16 protein-coding genes and 1 pseudogene are annotated in these 13,589 nt (G+C 51.3%); 11 read left to right on the forward strand and 6 right to left on the reverse strand.

Going from position 1 to position 13,589, the window contains the following annotated elements; translation table 11 throughout:
• Positions 1 to 31: 31 nt before the first annotated feature.
• Entirely contained in the window at positions 32 to 931 is a 900-nt protein-coding gene (locus GO007_RS05960; protein ID WP_095096776.1) for a DMT family transporter, read from the reverse strand.
• A gap of 211 nt (positions 932 to 1,142) precedes the next feature.
• On the opposite strand from GO007_RS05960, the gene GO007_RS05965 reads away from it, so the two are divergent.
• The gene (locus tag GO007_RS05965; RefSeq protein ID WP_095096779.1) at positions 1,143 to 2,222 is read left to right on the forward strand and encodes an iron-containing redox enzyme family protein; all 1,080 of its coding nucleotides are present in this window, start codon (positions 1,143 to 1,145) and stop codon (positions 2,220 to 2,222) included.
• Positions 2,223 to 2,225: 3 nt separating this feature from the next.
• On the opposite strand, the gene GO007_RS05970 is transcribed toward GO007_RS05965, so the two are convergent.
• Both GO007_RS05970 and GO007_RS05975 read right to left on the reverse strand, forming a co-directional pair.
• Positions 2,226 to 2,804, reverse strand: a complete 579-nt coding sequence (locus tag GO007_RS05970; RefSeq protein ID WP_095096782.1) for a TetR/AcrR family transcriptional regulator — start codon at positions 2,802 to 2,804, stop codon at positions 2,226 to 2,228.
• Between the two features lie 54 nt (positions 2,805 to 2,858).
• Complete coding sequence (locus GO007_RS05975) at positions 2,859 to 3,302, reverse strand: MarR family winged helix-turn-helix transcriptional regulator (protein ID WP_223261755.1); 444 nt, start codon at positions 3,300 to 3,302, stop codon at positions 2,859 to 2,861.
• Between the two features lie 171 nt (positions 3,303 to 3,473).
• Between GO007_RS05975 and GO007_RS05980 the strand changes: the two are divergent.
• The 4 genes and pseudogenes from GO007_RS05980 to GO007_RS05995 all read left to right on the forward strand — a co-directional run.
• Positions 3,474 to 3,778 (forward strand): annotated as a pseudogene (locus tag GO007_RS05980) (NAD-dependent epimerase); the annotation flags it as partial.
• 329 nt (positions 3,779 to 4,107) lie between these two features.
• Positions 4,108 to 4,797, forward strand: a complete 690-nt coding sequence (locus tag GO007_RS05985; protein ID WP_095096787.1) for a helix-turn-helix transcriptional regulator — start codon at positions 4,108 to 4,110, stop codon at positions 4,795 to 4,797.
• Positions 4,798 to 4,867: 70 nt separating this feature from the next.
• Positions 4,868 to 5,617 (forward strand): SDR family NAD(P)-dependent oxidoreductase, encoded by a 750-nt coding sequence (locus tag GO007_RS05990; RefSeq protein ID WP_095096790.1) that lies wholly within the window; start codon positions 4,868 to 4,870, stop codon positions 5,615 to 5,617.
• A 44-nt stretch (positions 5,618 to 5,661) separates the two neighbouring features.
• Complete coding sequence (locus tag GO007_RS05995; RefSeq protein WP_095096793.1) at positions 5,662 to 6,006, forward strand: cupin domain-containing protein; 345 nt, start codon at positions 5,662 to 5,664, stop codon at positions 6,004 to 6,006.
• 85 nt (positions 6,007 to 6,091) lie between these two features.
• On the opposite strand, the gene GO007_RS06000 is transcribed toward GO007_RS05995, so the two are convergent.
• Positions 6,092 to 6,970 (reverse strand): LysR family transcriptional regulator, encoded by an 879-nt coding sequence (locus GO007_RS06000; RefSeq protein ID WP_157349082.1) that lies wholly within the window; start codon positions 6,968 to 6,970, stop codon positions 6,092 to 6,094.
• A 137-nt stretch (positions 6,971 to 7,107) separates the two neighbouring features.
• On the opposite strand from GO007_RS06000, the gene GO007_RS06005 reads away from it, so the two are divergent.
• The 4 genes from GO007_RS06005 (at position 7,108) to GO007_RS06020 (ending at position 9,130) form a co-directional block, all read left to right on the forward strand.
• The gene (locus tag GO007_RS06005) at positions 7,108 to 7,833 is read left to right on the forward strand and encodes an AzlC family ABC transporter permease (protein ID WP_223261756.1); all 726 of its coding nucleotides are present in this window, start codon (positions 7,108 to 7,110) and stop codon (positions 7,831 to 7,833) included.
• A complete protein-coding gene (locus GO007_RS06010; RefSeq protein WP_095096799.1) occupies positions 7,823 to 8,128 on the forward strand; it encodes an AzlD family protein in 306 nt (101 codons plus the stop codon). The genes GO007_RS06005 and GO007_RS06010 overlap by 11 nt, the downstream gene beginning before the upstream one ends.
• A gap of 120 nt (positions 8,129 to 8,248) precedes the next feature.
• Positions 8,249 to 8,809: a nucleotidyltransferase family protein gene (locus GO007_RS06015; RefSeq protein WP_095098096.1), complete on the forward strand. Its 561-nt coding sequence runs from the start codon at positions 8,249 to 8,251 to the stop codon at positions 8,807 to 8,809.
• A 69-nt stretch (positions 8,810 to 8,878) separates the two neighbouring features.
• Positions 8,879 to 9,130 carry a plasmid SOS inhibition protein A gene (locus GO007_RS06020; protein ID WP_143350151.1) on the forward strand — a complete coding sequence of 84 codons (252 nt, stop codon included), beginning with the start codon at positions 8,879 to 8,881 and terminating at the stop codon, positions 9,128 to 9,130.
• Between the two features lie 173 nt (positions 9,131 to 9,303).
• On the opposite strand, the gene GO007_RS06025 is transcribed toward GO007_RS06020, so the two are convergent.
• Complete coding sequence (locus tag GO007_RS06025; RefSeq protein WP_157349084.1) at positions 9,304 to 9,672, reverse strand: cell envelope integrity TolA C-terminal domain-containing protein; 369 nt, start codon at positions 9,670 to 9,672, stop codon at positions 9,304 to 9,306.
• Between the two features lie 833 nt (positions 9,673 to 10,505).
• Here GO007_RS06025 and GO007_RS06030 point away from each other — a divergent pair.
• Positions 10,506 to 10,910 (forward strand): nuclear transport factor 2 family protein, encoded by a 405-nt coding sequence (locus GO007_RS06030; protein WP_095096805.1) that lies wholly within the window; start codon positions 10,506 to 10,508, stop codon positions 10,908 to 10,910.
• Positions 10,911 to 11,089: 179 nt separating this feature from the next.
• Here GO007_RS06030 and GO007_RS06035 read toward each other — a convergent pair whose 3' ends face one another.
• Positions 11,090 to 11,797, reverse strand: a complete 708-nt coding sequence (locus GO007_RS06035) for a LysE family translocator (RefSeq protein ID WP_095096807.1) — start codon at positions 11,795 to 11,797, stop codon at positions 11,090 to 11,092.
• Between the two features lie 320 nt (positions 11,798 to 12,117).
• Here GO007_RS06035 and GO007_RS06040 point away from each other — a divergent pair, with 320 nt between their 5' ends.
• A complete protein-coding gene (locus GO007_RS06040; RefSeq protein ID WP_095096810.1) occupies positions 12,118 to 13,479 on the forward strand; it encodes a YncE family protein in 1,362 nt (453 codons plus the stop codon).
• The last annotated feature ends 110 nt before the right edge of the window (positions 13,480 to 13,589 follow it).

The following is a 13,589-nucleotide window of genomic DNA, read 5'->3' on the forward strand; positions in this document are numbered from 1 at the left end:
TTTAGCGGGTTAAATCATCGGGGATTGTTATTTAATTTCTTATGGCTTTTTTCTCGATGGAACAGATGCCGATCCCTGTCATTATTAACAGAGCGCTCGCCAGATGATATAAATGCGGTTGGGTATGTAAAAACAGGATGCTTAATATACCGCCAGAAAGAGGGATTATATGAGTGTAAATTTCACCGCGAGTAGCGCCAATCGCGGCAATGCCTTTATTCCAGAATAAATAGGCCAGCCATGAGGGGAAAATAACCAGGTACGCCAGGCCGCTGAGGAAAAAAGCATCGTGATATGCGCTGAAGGAGATGGCCGGCTGTCGCGATAGCCAGACTATTACCACCGGAATCAGGAGAAGGGCGCCAACAAGCGAGCTGACGGCGACGAAAGCGTTCGCAGGGATGCGTCGGTCTTTATTGCGCAGCAGAGAACAGTACAGTGCCCAGCTTAGCGCCGATCCCATAGCCCAGAGATCCCCCGACCTGAAACTCTTCAGTCCCTCCGGGTGCAGCAGGTTGCCCTGCAAAAGGAGGATCAGCACGCCGGCCGTACTGAAGATAACGCCCAACCAGTTACGTGCCGAAACCCGGTCGCGGAAAATAAGACGATTAATAATAAGAACCATGCAGGGGGTCGCGGACATATAGATCGCGGCGTTCAGCGCGGAGGTGGTCTGCAGGCCTATATAGAGCGTTAAGGGGAAACTAACCTGTCCACAGAGCGTTAAGATCAGCAGCGTGGCGGCGTTTTTACGCAGCAGCATGCGACTCTCCCCGATTTGCCGATGATAAAGCACAACCAGCAGCAGCGCCGTCAGCGCCCATCTTGCTTCGGTCATCAGAATCGGATCTGCACCCTGAACGAGAATATGCCCTACGACATAATTCCCTCCCCAGAACAGGGCCGCCAGCGTGAGTAACAGATAAGGCATGCTAATTCCTTGCATCGCTTAAAACTGTACTAAATGGTAACGTTAAAATTTTAATAACATCAACTTTTTTTTAAATGAAAATGAAGTTTTGAATTTTAATTAATATTATCATTTAGTTAACTGTTTTTAACGGAAGTGATAAAAATCTCATTGCAGCATGTTTGGCTGTACTATAACGTATATATACCATGCATTTTACAGGGATAAATTAATGCGTACCATTGCGAATGATGTCACCGGCAACGAGCGTAATTCCTCTCTCTCAATGCCTTCTCTGGATGAAATGATTGACCAGCTCATCCACAGCAATGCACTGTCGCTGAAACTGACGGCCAATCCGCTTCTTGCAGACAGGCTCTGGCATCTTACGGAGAATACCTGCGTCAGGGCTTTTTCCGCTGCCGATCCCGAAGCACGAAAGTGCGCCCACGGCGCGCTGTTCACGCTTTATCAGGCCTGGCTGGCTGAGCCGCTATCCGCGCCGGCGAATAACCAGTTCCACCCTCTGCTCAGCGCAGTAAGGACCTATATTGAGTCAGAGTGGCTTCGGGCGGAAAAGAAACGTTTTATTTCGCATAAGCCCGTACTTAACGCCGGTAATATCGTGGATGAGCTTCGTGATTTATGTCAGAAGCATCCAGCCTCACACCATCCGCTTTTCGACTTTCTCTCCGCTTCAGCTTCCGCAGCGCAAATAGATTATTTTTTCAAAAGCGATAGCGCGCTTAATCTTCTGTTTTTCGATCTGGTTGCGATGGGGCTGGTGGGCTCCCTGCCGGAAACGCGGGCAGAGATTGCCCAAAACCTCTGGGATGAGATAGGGCAGGGAAGTAACGAAATCACTCACGTCAATTTGTATAAGGATCTACTGAAACGCAGAGATATCGCCTTACCCGAAAATCATTTCGCTCACCTGTATGAGTGGCAGGGGCTTGCCGGGTATAACGCGTTCATGCTCGGCGGCGTGAACCGGCAGCATTACTATAAATCGCTTGGCGTGATGGCGATGACGGAGCTACTGGATCCGCCGCAGTATCAGAAACTCGTCGAAGGGTGCCGCCGCATTGGCCTGACGGAACGCGATGTGCATTATTACTCGGAACACATCACGGTGGATATCGGTCATGCCGATGGATGGCTGAATAACGTGATTGTTCCCATCGGCAAAAAATATCCGGCAGCACTGGAGGAAGTCTACGTGGGCGCAACGCTGCGTCTGCAAACATGCTGCGATTACTACGATTGCCTGCTTGAGTCCCTGCAGGCGCTGAAGGCTTCCGACGCCGTGTGAAGGTCAGAGCGTCCCGCCTTCGGAGTAAATAAGCGCTTTCGCCGCGCTCCAGGCCGTCATTCCCGGGGGGATCTCCCGACACTCTGACGACTCTGCCTGCTGGGCGGCGATTGCGCCATCGATAAGAATGAGCATCATCATCGCCACCCGTTCCGCCGGTTCCGGTTTTAATATCAGCACGAGAATATCGCGGAAAAATTGGTAAAGGCGCGATTTAAACTGCGAACATTTCTCCCGGATTGCCGGGGATGAGGTGCCATATTCGAAGAGCGCGCGGGTAAACATACAGCCATGGAAATCCTCACAGGTGAACCAGTTGTTATAGTACTCAAAAACGGCAAACAGCTTCTCCCGCGGGGAGGATTTATCCGCAGTAATGCTCTGCAGAGCCTGCATAAACTCGTACTCTTTCAGCTGTAAAATGGCAAGGATGAGCGCTTCTTTATCCGGATAGTAGCGATAGAACGTCATTTTGGAGATGCCCGCGCACTCCGAAATACGATCGATGCTTGGCGACTGATATCCCTCCCTGTTAAACAGAGACATGGACTGGCGGATGATTTCCGCTTGTTTTGGCTTCATGCTGGTTCCTGCCGGGTTATTTAACGTCATCTCTGTTCTCTTGTTCCGCGTCATTCACCTGGCGGTATCTTTAGCCGGTTGCGCAAAATTATTCAGGGTGTCACGAAGCGCTTCAAGCTCGGCTTCCGACAGCTGGCTGGCGGATTCTATGCTGCCACTGATGCACCAAAGTTTGTCCTGCAGGGCATTTCCTTCATCGGTCAGGGTGATGAGAACCCGCCTTTCATCCGTATTGTCACGGGTACGACATATGCGCCCTGCGCGCTCAAGACGCTTCAGTACCGGCGTGATGGTCCCGGTGTCCATGCCGAGATTATTACCGATTTCACCCACCGTGCGGGGAGTCATACGAAAGAGTTCAAGCATGACCAGATACTGGGGGAAGGTAAGCCCCAGCGGATCAAGGAAAGGCTTATGCAATCGGTTCATCCGGCTGGCCGCGCCATAAAGCGCGAATGAAAGCTGGGTTCCGATTTCCCGTCGAGTCTGCGTTTTCATGTTCGAGAAAGTTACCTTGCTGTTGATTATCTAGCGCAACAGATAAAATCGTAAAGTAATTTATCTGAGAGATAAAGAGCGACCTCCCGGTATTCTGGCACAAGAGACATCGGCGTTTGCCAGCTGATATCAGGCTAATGGCATCAACTTCGGCAATGACCGCCGCAGGACTTCCATATACAAGGTCACCGGGACCCCGATGGCGCGGAAATGATAAAAGCGATTCAGCGAGCCGTGGCAAGCTATGGCGGCGTGGCTAAAATAAAACCATTTCCCTGGTGGTTCATTTATATGGCCGCGCCTTTCAGGGCGACCTTGCGCGAAATTTTAGAGATGCGCTACCTGGGGCGTCAGCCGGTGCGCCTGCACATAAGTTTCTGGGCTCCGAGCCGCATACTCCTCTTGATGACGCTGTTCACATGACGCTACGAGGCCTGGGCTGGATTGCGGACAGACCCGCAGGAACGGGCGCATAAATCGTTCTTAAACTCTACGGGCTATATCTCAGCTAAAGGAATGATATGTAGCTGCATCCAGGATGAGGTATTCTTCGGCAGTCTGTCATCGGGCCGCTGTTGATAAACGTTATGCCGTCGGCAATCGGCCACTTCAGGGAAAGAGCGAACATGGTGATAATCCTCGGCGTCCCGCAGGAGAGCCCGCGCAACTCCGACGCAAAAAATTTACGGCGGGCTAAAGCCGGGCAAAACCCGGGAGCCGGTGATTTTCTGCGTATCGCGTCCTTATTCGAGCCAGGCGCCGGGAAGTTCGCTGAGCGCCATATGCTGTATAACAGGAAAACGCTATGACCCGAACGCAAAGGCTGCTTGAATTGCTCCAGATACTGCGCGAGCACCGGTATCCGGTAACAGCATTGACCCTTGCAGAAAAATTAGGAATAAGTGTGCGTACCGTGTACAGGGATATTCAAACGCTCCAGCAGCAGGGCGTGTGTATTGAGGGCAGTTCCGGCATTGGATATATTATTAAGTCTGACTATCATTTACCCCCGCTGACTTTTACCCCGCAGGAAATTAACGCCCTCACTCTCGGGCTAAACTGGGTATGTCATAACACCGATTCTGATTTTAAAAAGATCGCCAAAAGCACGCTGGCTAAAATACGCTCAGTTATGCCGGATAAATTAAAGGAGCACATCGAATATCAATCTTTTCTGACCGGGCCGGATGAAAAAGATGAGGCTTTTTTTGCTGAGCTACGTCATGCAATTAACTACAGAAATAAAATTGAAATAACCTATTGCGATAAAAACGATCGGCGATCTTCCCGGGTAATATGGCCGGTGGCGCTGGTCTATATGGAGGAGTGTTGGCTGCTGGCCGGATGGTGTGAGCTGCGAAGCGATTTCCGTCATTTCAGAACCGACAGGATCGTTCGGATCTCGATGCTTGCCGATAAATATAATGAAAGCAGGGTCCACCTGTTGCGAAAATGGAGGAAGCAAGAGGGCCTTAGCCTGGATGATGAGTACTGACAAAAGCTGTCACTACCATTTTATATGCTGCTGTAGAGCAAAAACATCATGATTCTTTACAGGAGCGAGCATGAATTTTCAGGACAAAGTCGCGGTCATCACCGGAAGCACCGCCGGTATCGGGGAGGTGGTCGCAGAGCAGTTACATAAATCGGGCGCGAAGGTGATCGTGGTCTCCAGATCGCGCGAACAGGCGGAGCAAAAGGCTAAATCGTTGTCACCCGACGGGCGGACCGCCTTGGGCATCGCGTGCGATGTTTCGCAGCCGGCGCAGGTGGAGCGTATGATTGATGAAGCCGTGGGCCGTTTTGGCAGGCTTGATTATGCGGTTAATAATGCAGGTATAACCGGCGATCATAATAAAAATATTACGCAGCAGACCATCGAAAACTGGGAGAGGGTGATCGCGACCTCCTTGAGCAGCGTTTTTTACGGTATGAAATATGAAATTCCGCAGATAGTAAAATCCGGCGGCGGTGCGATCGTTAATTTATCCGCAGTCAATGGGCTGGTCGGTATTCCAGGGTTGGCACCTTATACCACGGCCAAACACGGCGTTATTGGCTTAACCCAAACGGCAGCGCTGGAGTTTGCGGAACAGGGCCTCCGGGTAAATGCGGTGGCCCCGGGATACGTCAGCACGCCGCGTATTAATGAGCTCCCGGCATCTATTCAACGCGCGTTTGCAAATAGCCATCCTGTAAAGAGAATGGCTAAAATGCAGGAGGTGGCGGATTTTATACTGTTCTTGTTGTCAGAAAAGTCAGGGTTCTGTACCGGAGGCGTTTATCCCATTGATGGCGGCTACCTGGCGGAGTAAATCTCTTACCTGAAATGCGGGTAGCGTAAAAAAGGAGCAGGGCGATGATTTCAAAAGACAACGCCGGGCATTATGTCTGGGGTGATAATTGCGACGGTTGGTATCTGGTAAACCGCCAGGATATGCTGGTCATTCACGAAAAAATGCCGCCAGGCACATACGAAAAGCGACACTATCATTCCGTTTCCAGACAGTTTTTCTTCGTGCTTCAGGGCGTGCTGACAATGGAACTGGCAGGTAAGAGGCACGAGATCTGCGCTCAGCAGGGGTTAGAAATCCCTCCCGGTTCAGAGCATCAGGCCAGAAACGATAGCGTATTTCCCGTCGAATTTATCGTTATCTCTCATCCGACGACACGCGGAGATCGTACGGATCTTCCGCAATCCTGACGATTATTCCGGGACTCTGGATCTGTCGCCGGGCGCGGTGAACCAACGGCGTTAACCACGCCCGTTCATGACACAAGACGGGCCGTCACCTCGGCTCAGGGTTGCCGGGAGCGAAAGGGTACGCAGCCGATGTTCTCAGCGTCCTGAGCAGCGACTCATACAGACTCCCGACCGCCAAAGAGTCTTTCGACGCCCGGCTTCGGTACAGGGCCACGGCCATCGGCTCCAGCGGCCCCAAAAGCTGCTCCCTTCCCAAAATTTGCAGGTGAGGCGGGGCGCTGCACTGGGTAAGGACCGCGACCGCCAGACCGCTCTCCACCGCCGCAATCTGGCCTGAGAGGCTGGAGCTGTTGTACACCACTTTATACCGCCGGCCCTGTAGCGCTAACGCGTTGATAGCGCTGCGCTTTGCCATGCTTGTGCTTTCATATACCGCAACAGGTAGCGGGTCGCGCCTCCAGACCTCAAATTGCGCGGAACCCACCCACACCATCGGTTCATAAAATAATAAAGTCCCCTGGCTGGCATATTCCCGGGAGACCAGCGCAAGGTCTAAATCGCCGCTCTCCACGCGAGGAATAAGCGACGTCGATTGTTCGCAACTTAACTCGATCTCTATCGAGCCAAAGTTTGGCGCAAATCTCTTGAGGGCAGGCGTCAGGTATTTTGCAGCATAGTCATCCGGAACGCCCAGGCGAATGCGCCCCGTTAGTTCCTCGCCGTGAAATGCGGCCTGCGTCTCAGCGTGCAAATCGAGCATCCGCCGGGCATATCCCAGCAGTTTTTGTCCTTCAGGCGTGAGCTGGTTTTGCCGGGGGCCGCGCAGTAAAAGCTGGCAACCCAAAGCCGATTCAAGCTTTTTAAGCTGCATGCTGACCGCCGACTGGGAACGATGAACTTCAGGCGCCGCCGCGGAAAGCGACCCCGCATCCACGACTGCGACAAAGCATTTGAGCCAGTCCATCTGCAGATCCTGAAAATGCACGCTGGTTCCTTGTATTCGATAATCAAATAGTATTATCAATTATTATGCGTTTTTGTTGAGTGTGCAATGCAGGCATAGTGACTCTCAGTTCAGGTTTACGCGACCGGAAGAATACGATGCCCGAGATGACAAAAAAGAACCCCGATTTATATCTGCTGAGCCGTTCATCAATTTGCTCTGGTTTTCGCCAACTGGTGCCGATTTCATTATTTGTGGCTGTTTTTGGCGCCGCCTTTGGGCTCGCTGCGTCGCAGGAAGGGTTAAGCCATCTTACGGCGACCATGATGAGCCTGCTGGTTTTCGCAGGCTATGCTCAGTTCGCCACGCTCGGTCTGTGGGGCGAGCAGGTACCGTTATTCACCCTTATGGCGACCGTTTTTGCGATTAATGCCAGACATCTTTTAATGGGGGCCACGCTGTACCCCTGGTTACGTTATTTATCGCCGGCGAAGCGCTATGGGATCATGATGGTCGCATCCGATGCGAACTGGGCCATGTCCATTCAGGCATTTAGCAGGGGAAAGCCGGGGCTGGGTTTACTCTTTGGCGGCGGTCTGGCGCTGTGGTTTTTTTGGGTTATCGGCACGATGGCGGGGCTTTATTTCGCCAGCGCCATCCGCGATCCCAAAAGCTATGGTCTCGATATGGTGATGGGATGCTTTCTCCTCTCAATGGTGTTTGAGGGGGAAAGAAACCCGCGGACGTTCATTATCTGGGCGGTGGCGGCCGGCGCATCGCTGATGGCCTATAAATGGTTGCCAGCAAATAGCCACGTCATTGCCGGAGCCCTGGCCGGAGGGATCGTTGGGATCGTGCCGGGAGGTAAAAATAGTGAACATTGAGATGTCGGACGCAGGTGCCTTAATTATTATCATCGCGATGGCGCTGGTAACGCTCGCTACCCGCTGGGGCGGCGTATACGTGATGTCTTTTGTGCCGTTCAACAGCAAAATAAAAAACTTTATTCAGGCCATGTCCGGTTCCGTACTCGTGGCAATTCTCGCTCCCACAGCAGCAGCCGGTGACCGCGGCGCGCAGATGGCGTTGCTGACAACCGCCATCCTGATGCTGGTTCTTAAACGGCCCTTAATTGCTATCGCCTGTGGAATCTTTGCCGCAGCGTGGGTGAGGCATTGAAAATATGATGAACAGCGCTGGCATCGCCGCCATTATTTGAGCCGCTGGTCGTTGAAGCATGTCGCGAGCGGCAGAGTGCAGTTAAGATATTCTGCAATAATGGCGTTGTTGAGGATGACGATGGAATATCAGAAGGCGTTACAGAGATTGTTGTCAGAAGATCCCGGGAGGATGAAGGCTCTTTATGCCGTTCAAACCTTAAGGCTCAACGACGGCTGGATCGGCGCCGGATTTGTGCGGGATGCGGTCTGGGATCACCTGCATGGATATGGCCAACGGCCTGTCTGCGGAGACGTTGATGTTGTCTGGTTTGACGCAGCGCGCTGCACTCCTGATTACGATCGCCATCTGGAAGCAACGCTTAGCCAAATGACCTCAACGTTCGACTGGTCGGTGAAGAACCAGGCCAGAATGCATCACCATGGCGGCAATGCGCCGTATCACTCTACGGAGAATGCTATCCGCTACTGGCCTGAAACGGCCACGGCTGTCGCCGTCAGAACCGACGAAACGGGCCTTATTGAGATTATCGCCCCATATGGCCTCGCTGATTTGTTCGAGCTTCGTTTAAGGCCGACGCCTCAGTTTGCGGATGAAAAGTTGCCCGTATTTAAACAGCGGGCTGCCGCCAAAAGATGGTTGGAGCGTTATCCAATGCTGCAGCTTATGGTTCCCACATAGTCAGAACTTGTCGAACGGGTTTTTCATTCTTCAGCAACGCCTGCTGATAGCCGGTGGAGGAAGCACTTTATCGGCGGTCACCGAAAGCTCTGCCCGTTACCGTTGTCTTCAGACGTTCAGACCGGGCTGTTCCCGGAAATACAGCATACCCGGACCGATCCCGTGAACACCTGGTACCGTCGGTGGGCCGATGAATTCGACGCGGTAGCGCCTGGGCCTGTATTCTGGCGCGGGCAAACGCGGCTCTCATCGCTGGACGTCCCGGCGTGGCTTCACTACAGCCGGGAAGGGTTTACATGTACCAGCATGCAAAGTCTTTGAACTAAACGCTGGTGTTTAAACAAGGGTGTTCCCGGCCTTCAATATGGTGGTTTGTTAAGGTTTACCTTAGGGGTTGGCAACACCGTCGAAAGGGACGGTGCGTTTACCGGGGTGGAGTGCATCAGAAAAGATATCTAAGATGGCTGCCAAATCCGCGAGGATTCATTAACTTTTTATGGTAAGAACTCCATCCTGATATTTTTGAATTTCAGCCAGGTCTCTTCATCCGGCGGGGGCGGGAGCTGAGAGTTTAATACTACGGTTCGGACCATGTTACAAAGCTCAGGGTCACCTTTATTGATGGTTGCATCTTCAACACTGCCATCACGAAATAGTTTAATATTCAGGTCACATTCTTTCCCTTTGTATACTTCGTAGTTTTCTATTTTGCTCCGAATAGCGGTTTGTATCTGTATAGAATAGCGATACGGTTTTGATCTGTTTGGTTGGCTGGCTAACCCATTGTTTATAGATAATAAATCATCCAGCTGTCCCTTTTCTATATCGGATTCCTTTGACACGGTTTCATGTGCGTTCTTCACCTCATTCTCTTTTGTGTGTGTGCATGAAGTAATAAATAAACAGGACAGTAATACAACTGAATATAAAGGGGCGCGTATCCGTCTCATTGTCAACTCCAGATATTTAATAGCTCATTTAGTAGATGCTGGCTTAACTTAGCATACATTAATTATGATAGAGAAACACTGTTGGCTGAGGCATTATCAAATCTGTCCGGGCAAATATGGATATTTTTAAAAAGAAATTCGCGAGGGATTTACTGATATACGCATTATGTGTTACCAGCCTTTGCGCGATTTTGGTATCCACGGAATGGACGATGGCACGCTGATTCTCTCCTTAATCCCCCCCAAACAGGGAGGCGTATTTTTATGCCGGGCGTCATATAATAACTCCCGGTTATTATGATGTTATTTGCAGTAAATGGATTTTACGCTCTTGAATCAGCCCGCCCATATCTCTGCGGGTTTTTTTTCGTCCCGTTTAGCCCTGATCGACTATAGCGCTCGATCATCAGGCTGCTTAGCTTTCGGTCAGCTGCGCACCCGTAAGGCTTTGGCGAATCACGTGGTGGTTGGTGGTGGTTGGTGGTGGTTTCAACCTACGCCTGTCTTTCACCATGAATTTTCCCCGGCCACTTCACAAGCGCCATTAGGGGAGCGCCTGGAAAATATCTTACGTTAAGCCCGCTGCTCACGCTGGCATGACGGGCTGCTTTGAAGGAGAAGCTGGCTGAGTAATGTGCCAACGGCTCCTCAATTGCATCACTGAACAGCACCTGAGGATAAGGTGATTTTTAAGACAATCAATTAATCTAAAGATCCTTAATTACGATTACTGAGACTGACAGGTTATGACAATTCAAACTCCCCAGGCAGTAACGGAAGCTTTTTTTCATCGTATAGCCACGGCAGAAGATGTTCATGAAATAGCTGAACTGGTTAGTGAAAATGTAGACTGGCTGGTTGCGGGAAATACTCGTGTAGTTCCCTGGATTGGTCGCAAACACGGAAGAAAAGGTGCGGCAGAATTCTATGCGCAAATCAGGGCGCAGATTTCATCAGAACATTTTGAAATTAAAGATATACTTATCAAAGATAAGCGTGTCGTGGCTATCGGTGAGCTTGCATCACGCGTTAAAAAAACAGGTAAGTTGATTGAAACCGAATTTGTATTCGATATGTGCATTGAAGATGGTCTCATTACCCGTTTTCGCATGTTCGAGGACAGCCACGCAGTTTCTGAAGCATGTCTTTGATTTATAAATTAATTTACTCCCTCAGGACATTACATTCAAACGAGCGTACAGCGAACCGTTTAGTTATTGAGAGTTCGCTGTCCTGATACTGTATTCAATACTGACCTGCTCTTGTTCAATGATACATAGCAACGTCTGCGCCTGGCGCAAAGGGCACGGGCCGAGGCGTAAGACGCGTGCTATGGGTAAGAAACCGACGTTGTGCTTACGGTGTCAGGCAGGTGAGGGGGGGGGTAATTTTTAGGTGTCGATACAACACCAGAACCACTAAATAGCATTCGAACGCCAAGTGCCACCATGACAACACCTGTAAATCGCTCCTGCCATTTAATAAATGCAGGATGTTTACCTAACCAGTTTCCGAACGTTCCTGACGCCATTGCGACAGAACCCAGAGATATAATCCCGGCCAGCTTTTGTATACCGCCTAAAACAAGCAGCTGTAGCCAGACAGGTCCGGCGGCGGGGTCGACGAACTGGGGCAGAAAAGCAAACATGAATAGAAGAGATTTTGGATTAGTCAGGCTGTTCAGCGCGCCCTCTTTGACCGCATTCCAGTCAGAAATTCTGACTGTTTTCCGCAGTCGGGTATCTGTGCCTGATGTCGCGATCATCTTAAATCCCAACCAGATCAGGTAAGCGGCACCTACCCACCTCAGCAGATCCAGCGCAACCGGCCAGGCGTGAACAACGGTTACAAGCCCCAGAACCAGAAAAGATACCTGCACAGATCCTGCAACGAAAACATTCCCCATGACTGTAAGCAAAGCAATACGCCTTCCCTGACCAACTCCCCTCGCGATGGTCAGCATCATGTCTGGGCCCGGAGAGATCTCCAGAAGTGTAAGAGCTAACAGGAAAGTCATAAACGTTTCGATGGAAGGCATGTTGATTGCGTCCGGTAAAAATATTCCTGTACGTTACCTCACTCCGATCGGAGCCGAAAGCGGAACATATCGCGACGTCCTCTTCAGGCACAATGCCGCCCCCTAAGCGGAAATCTACAGCTCGCTCACAAGCTATACATAAAACGCCCTGCATTTAAGATACCACCCAAAACAGTAATGATAACTATTTACATCGGTGTGGTATGTTAAATGCGCTTATAACAAGACATATTTCTCATGGCAGAAGGTAAGACTCAGCGCATGGGGTATAACCGGTGGCTGCGTTGAGATGCAGCATCAATACAATTTATGGAGATAAGATGAGAAGAATTTCAGTGCGTTCAGTGCTGTTGGCCTCCGCTATTGCGATGTCAACCGCCACAGCGGCATACGCCGATAGCCAATGGGCAACTGCCACCACGACGTTCCCTGGCAGTATCCGTGCCGGGTCACGGGACGTTCCCGTTAAGCCCGGAGATAAAACTGTCATAGCGATTAAGAGCCTGCAGGCGGGCACGACCGTCACCATGCTGAATGGCACTGAAGTCCTGACACCGAAACCATTGACCGCTGACGAAAAGGGAAACCTTACTATTCCGCTAACCGTTCCGGCCGATGCCGCTACAGGCCTTCATCCACTCACTGTTATCACGCAAAATCCCGCGAGCGTTTCGCAGGTCATGTTGAAATTGTCCCAAATTGTTCCCCCGAAAAACACCGAGGCTTTCAGGCTGCAAACAATTCCCGTGGGTGAGCGGGCTTACCAGTCGGCAGTTTCGGCCGACGGGAAGCTGTTCGTGACCTCTGCACGCGGCCCGAAGGATGGTAGCCGCCTGATGAGGCTGAACGCTGGAACGCTGGCTGTCGAAGCGGAGGCTACTCTGCCTAAAGACAAAAAGGGTGAGCAAATTGGTGTCTTCGGCGTCGGTGTTGATAATGTCCATAATCATGTCTGGACGACGAACACGCTTGCCGAGACGGTGACCGTCTATGATGCAAAAACGCTTTCCGTCGTGAAAGTCTTTCCGGAAGGGTCGGTCACACATCCACGCGATGTGGTTATTGATGAAGCCCGCAATCGGGCTTATGTCAGCGCAGCGCTGACCGGTTTTATCGAGGTATATGATACCAAAACGCTGGAACATATCGGTCAGATGGAGTTCGTGACGAACCGCGGCCGCGACCAGTTTTACAGTACAGATCTTGCCCTCGACAGTACCGGTGGGAAACTCTATGGCGTCAGCCGCGATACGCCCTGGGTGGGCTGGATTGATCTCAAAACGGGCAAGAGCACGACGGTGAAAATACCTCAGGCGCAAGGTGCAACCGACATCGCTCGCGATCCGGAGACCGGCCGTCTTTACGTCGCTTCCCAGGAGACAAACAATGTCGTGGTTCTTGATGCGGACGGCAAGGTTCTCGCTGATACTTACATTGGCGCCGGGGGCGTCTCTGTTGCCTGGGATCCCGTGACGTCGCAGGTTTTCGCCGCCACGCGTGCAGGCGGAACCGTTGCTGTTCTGGACAAGGACGGTAAACTGGTCGCTAATATCCCGATGGATGATACGCCAAACCACCTGACCGCCGGGCCTGATGGTGCCGTTTATCTGGTGTCTATGTATGGTACTACCGGGGATAAAGCTCAAACAGGCTCAGTGACGAAAATCACCCCCATAAAATAACGGCTTTAATCCGCTATGTTATTCGCGGGCAGGTCAGCCTGGCATTATTACTAGCTCTCAGCAGCATATGGGATGGGGGTGTGTTCCCGGCATAACTGGCCGGTATTCAC

Source organism: Klebsiella sp. 10-1, assembly GCF_009758445.1.
In the GTDB taxonomy this organism is placed as follows: domain Bacteria; phylum Pseudomonadota; class Gammaproteobacteria; order Enterobacterales; family Enterobacteriaceae; genus Klebsiella; species Klebsiella scottii.

Coding starts and splice junctions, on each gene's coding strand:
- GO007_RS05975 (WP_223261755.1), bottom strand. CDS start 3,302: ATGAAAACGCAGACTCGACGGGAAATCGGAACCCAGCTTTCATTCGCG.
- GO007_RS05990 (WP_095096790.1), top strand. CDS start 4,868: ATGAATTTTCAGGACAAAGTCGCGGTCATCACCGGAAGCACCGCCGGT.
- GO007_RS06000 (WP_157349082.1), bottom strand. CDS start 6,970: ATGGACTGGCTCAAATGCTTTGTCGCAGTCGTGGATGCGGGGTCGCTT.
- GO007_RS05995 (WP_095096793.1), top strand. CDS start 5,662: ATGATTTCAAAAGACAACGCCGGGCATTATGTCTGGGGTGATAATTGC.
- GO007_RS06005 (WP_223261756.1), top strand. CDS start 7,108: ATGCCCGAGATGACAAAAAAGAACCCCGATTTATATCTGCTGAGCCGT.
- GO007_RS06035 (WP_095096807.1), bottom strand. CDS start 11,797: ATGCCTTCCATCGAAACGTTTATGACTTTCCTGTTAGCTCTTACACTT.
- GO007_RS06030 (WP_095096805.1), top strand. CDS start 10,506: ATGACAATTCAAACTCCCCAGGCAGTAACGGAAGCTTTTTTTCATCGT.
- GO007_RS05970 (WP_095096782.1), bottom strand. CDS start 2,804: ATGAAGCCAAAACAAGCGGAAATCATCCGCCAGTCCATGTCTCTGTTT.
- GO007_RS06015 (WP_095098096.1), top strand. CDS start 8,249: ATGGAATATCAGAAGGCGTTACAGAGATTGTTGTCAGAAGATCCCGGG.
- GO007_RS06040 (WP_095096810.1), top strand. CDS start 12,118: ATGAGAAGAATTTCAGTGCGTTCAGTGCTGTTGGCCTCCGCTATTGCG.
- GO007_RS05985 (WP_095096787.1), top strand. CDS start 4,108: ATGACCCGAACGCAAAGGCTGCTTGAATTGCTCCAGATACTGCGCGAG.
- GO007_RS05965 (WP_095096779.1), top strand. CDS start 1,143: ATGCGTACCATTGCGAATGATGTCACCGGCAACGAGCGTAATTCCTCT.
- GO007_RS05960 (WP_095096776.1), bottom strand. CDS start 931: ATGCCTTATCTGTTACTCACGCTGGCGGCCCTGTTCTGGGGAGGGAAT.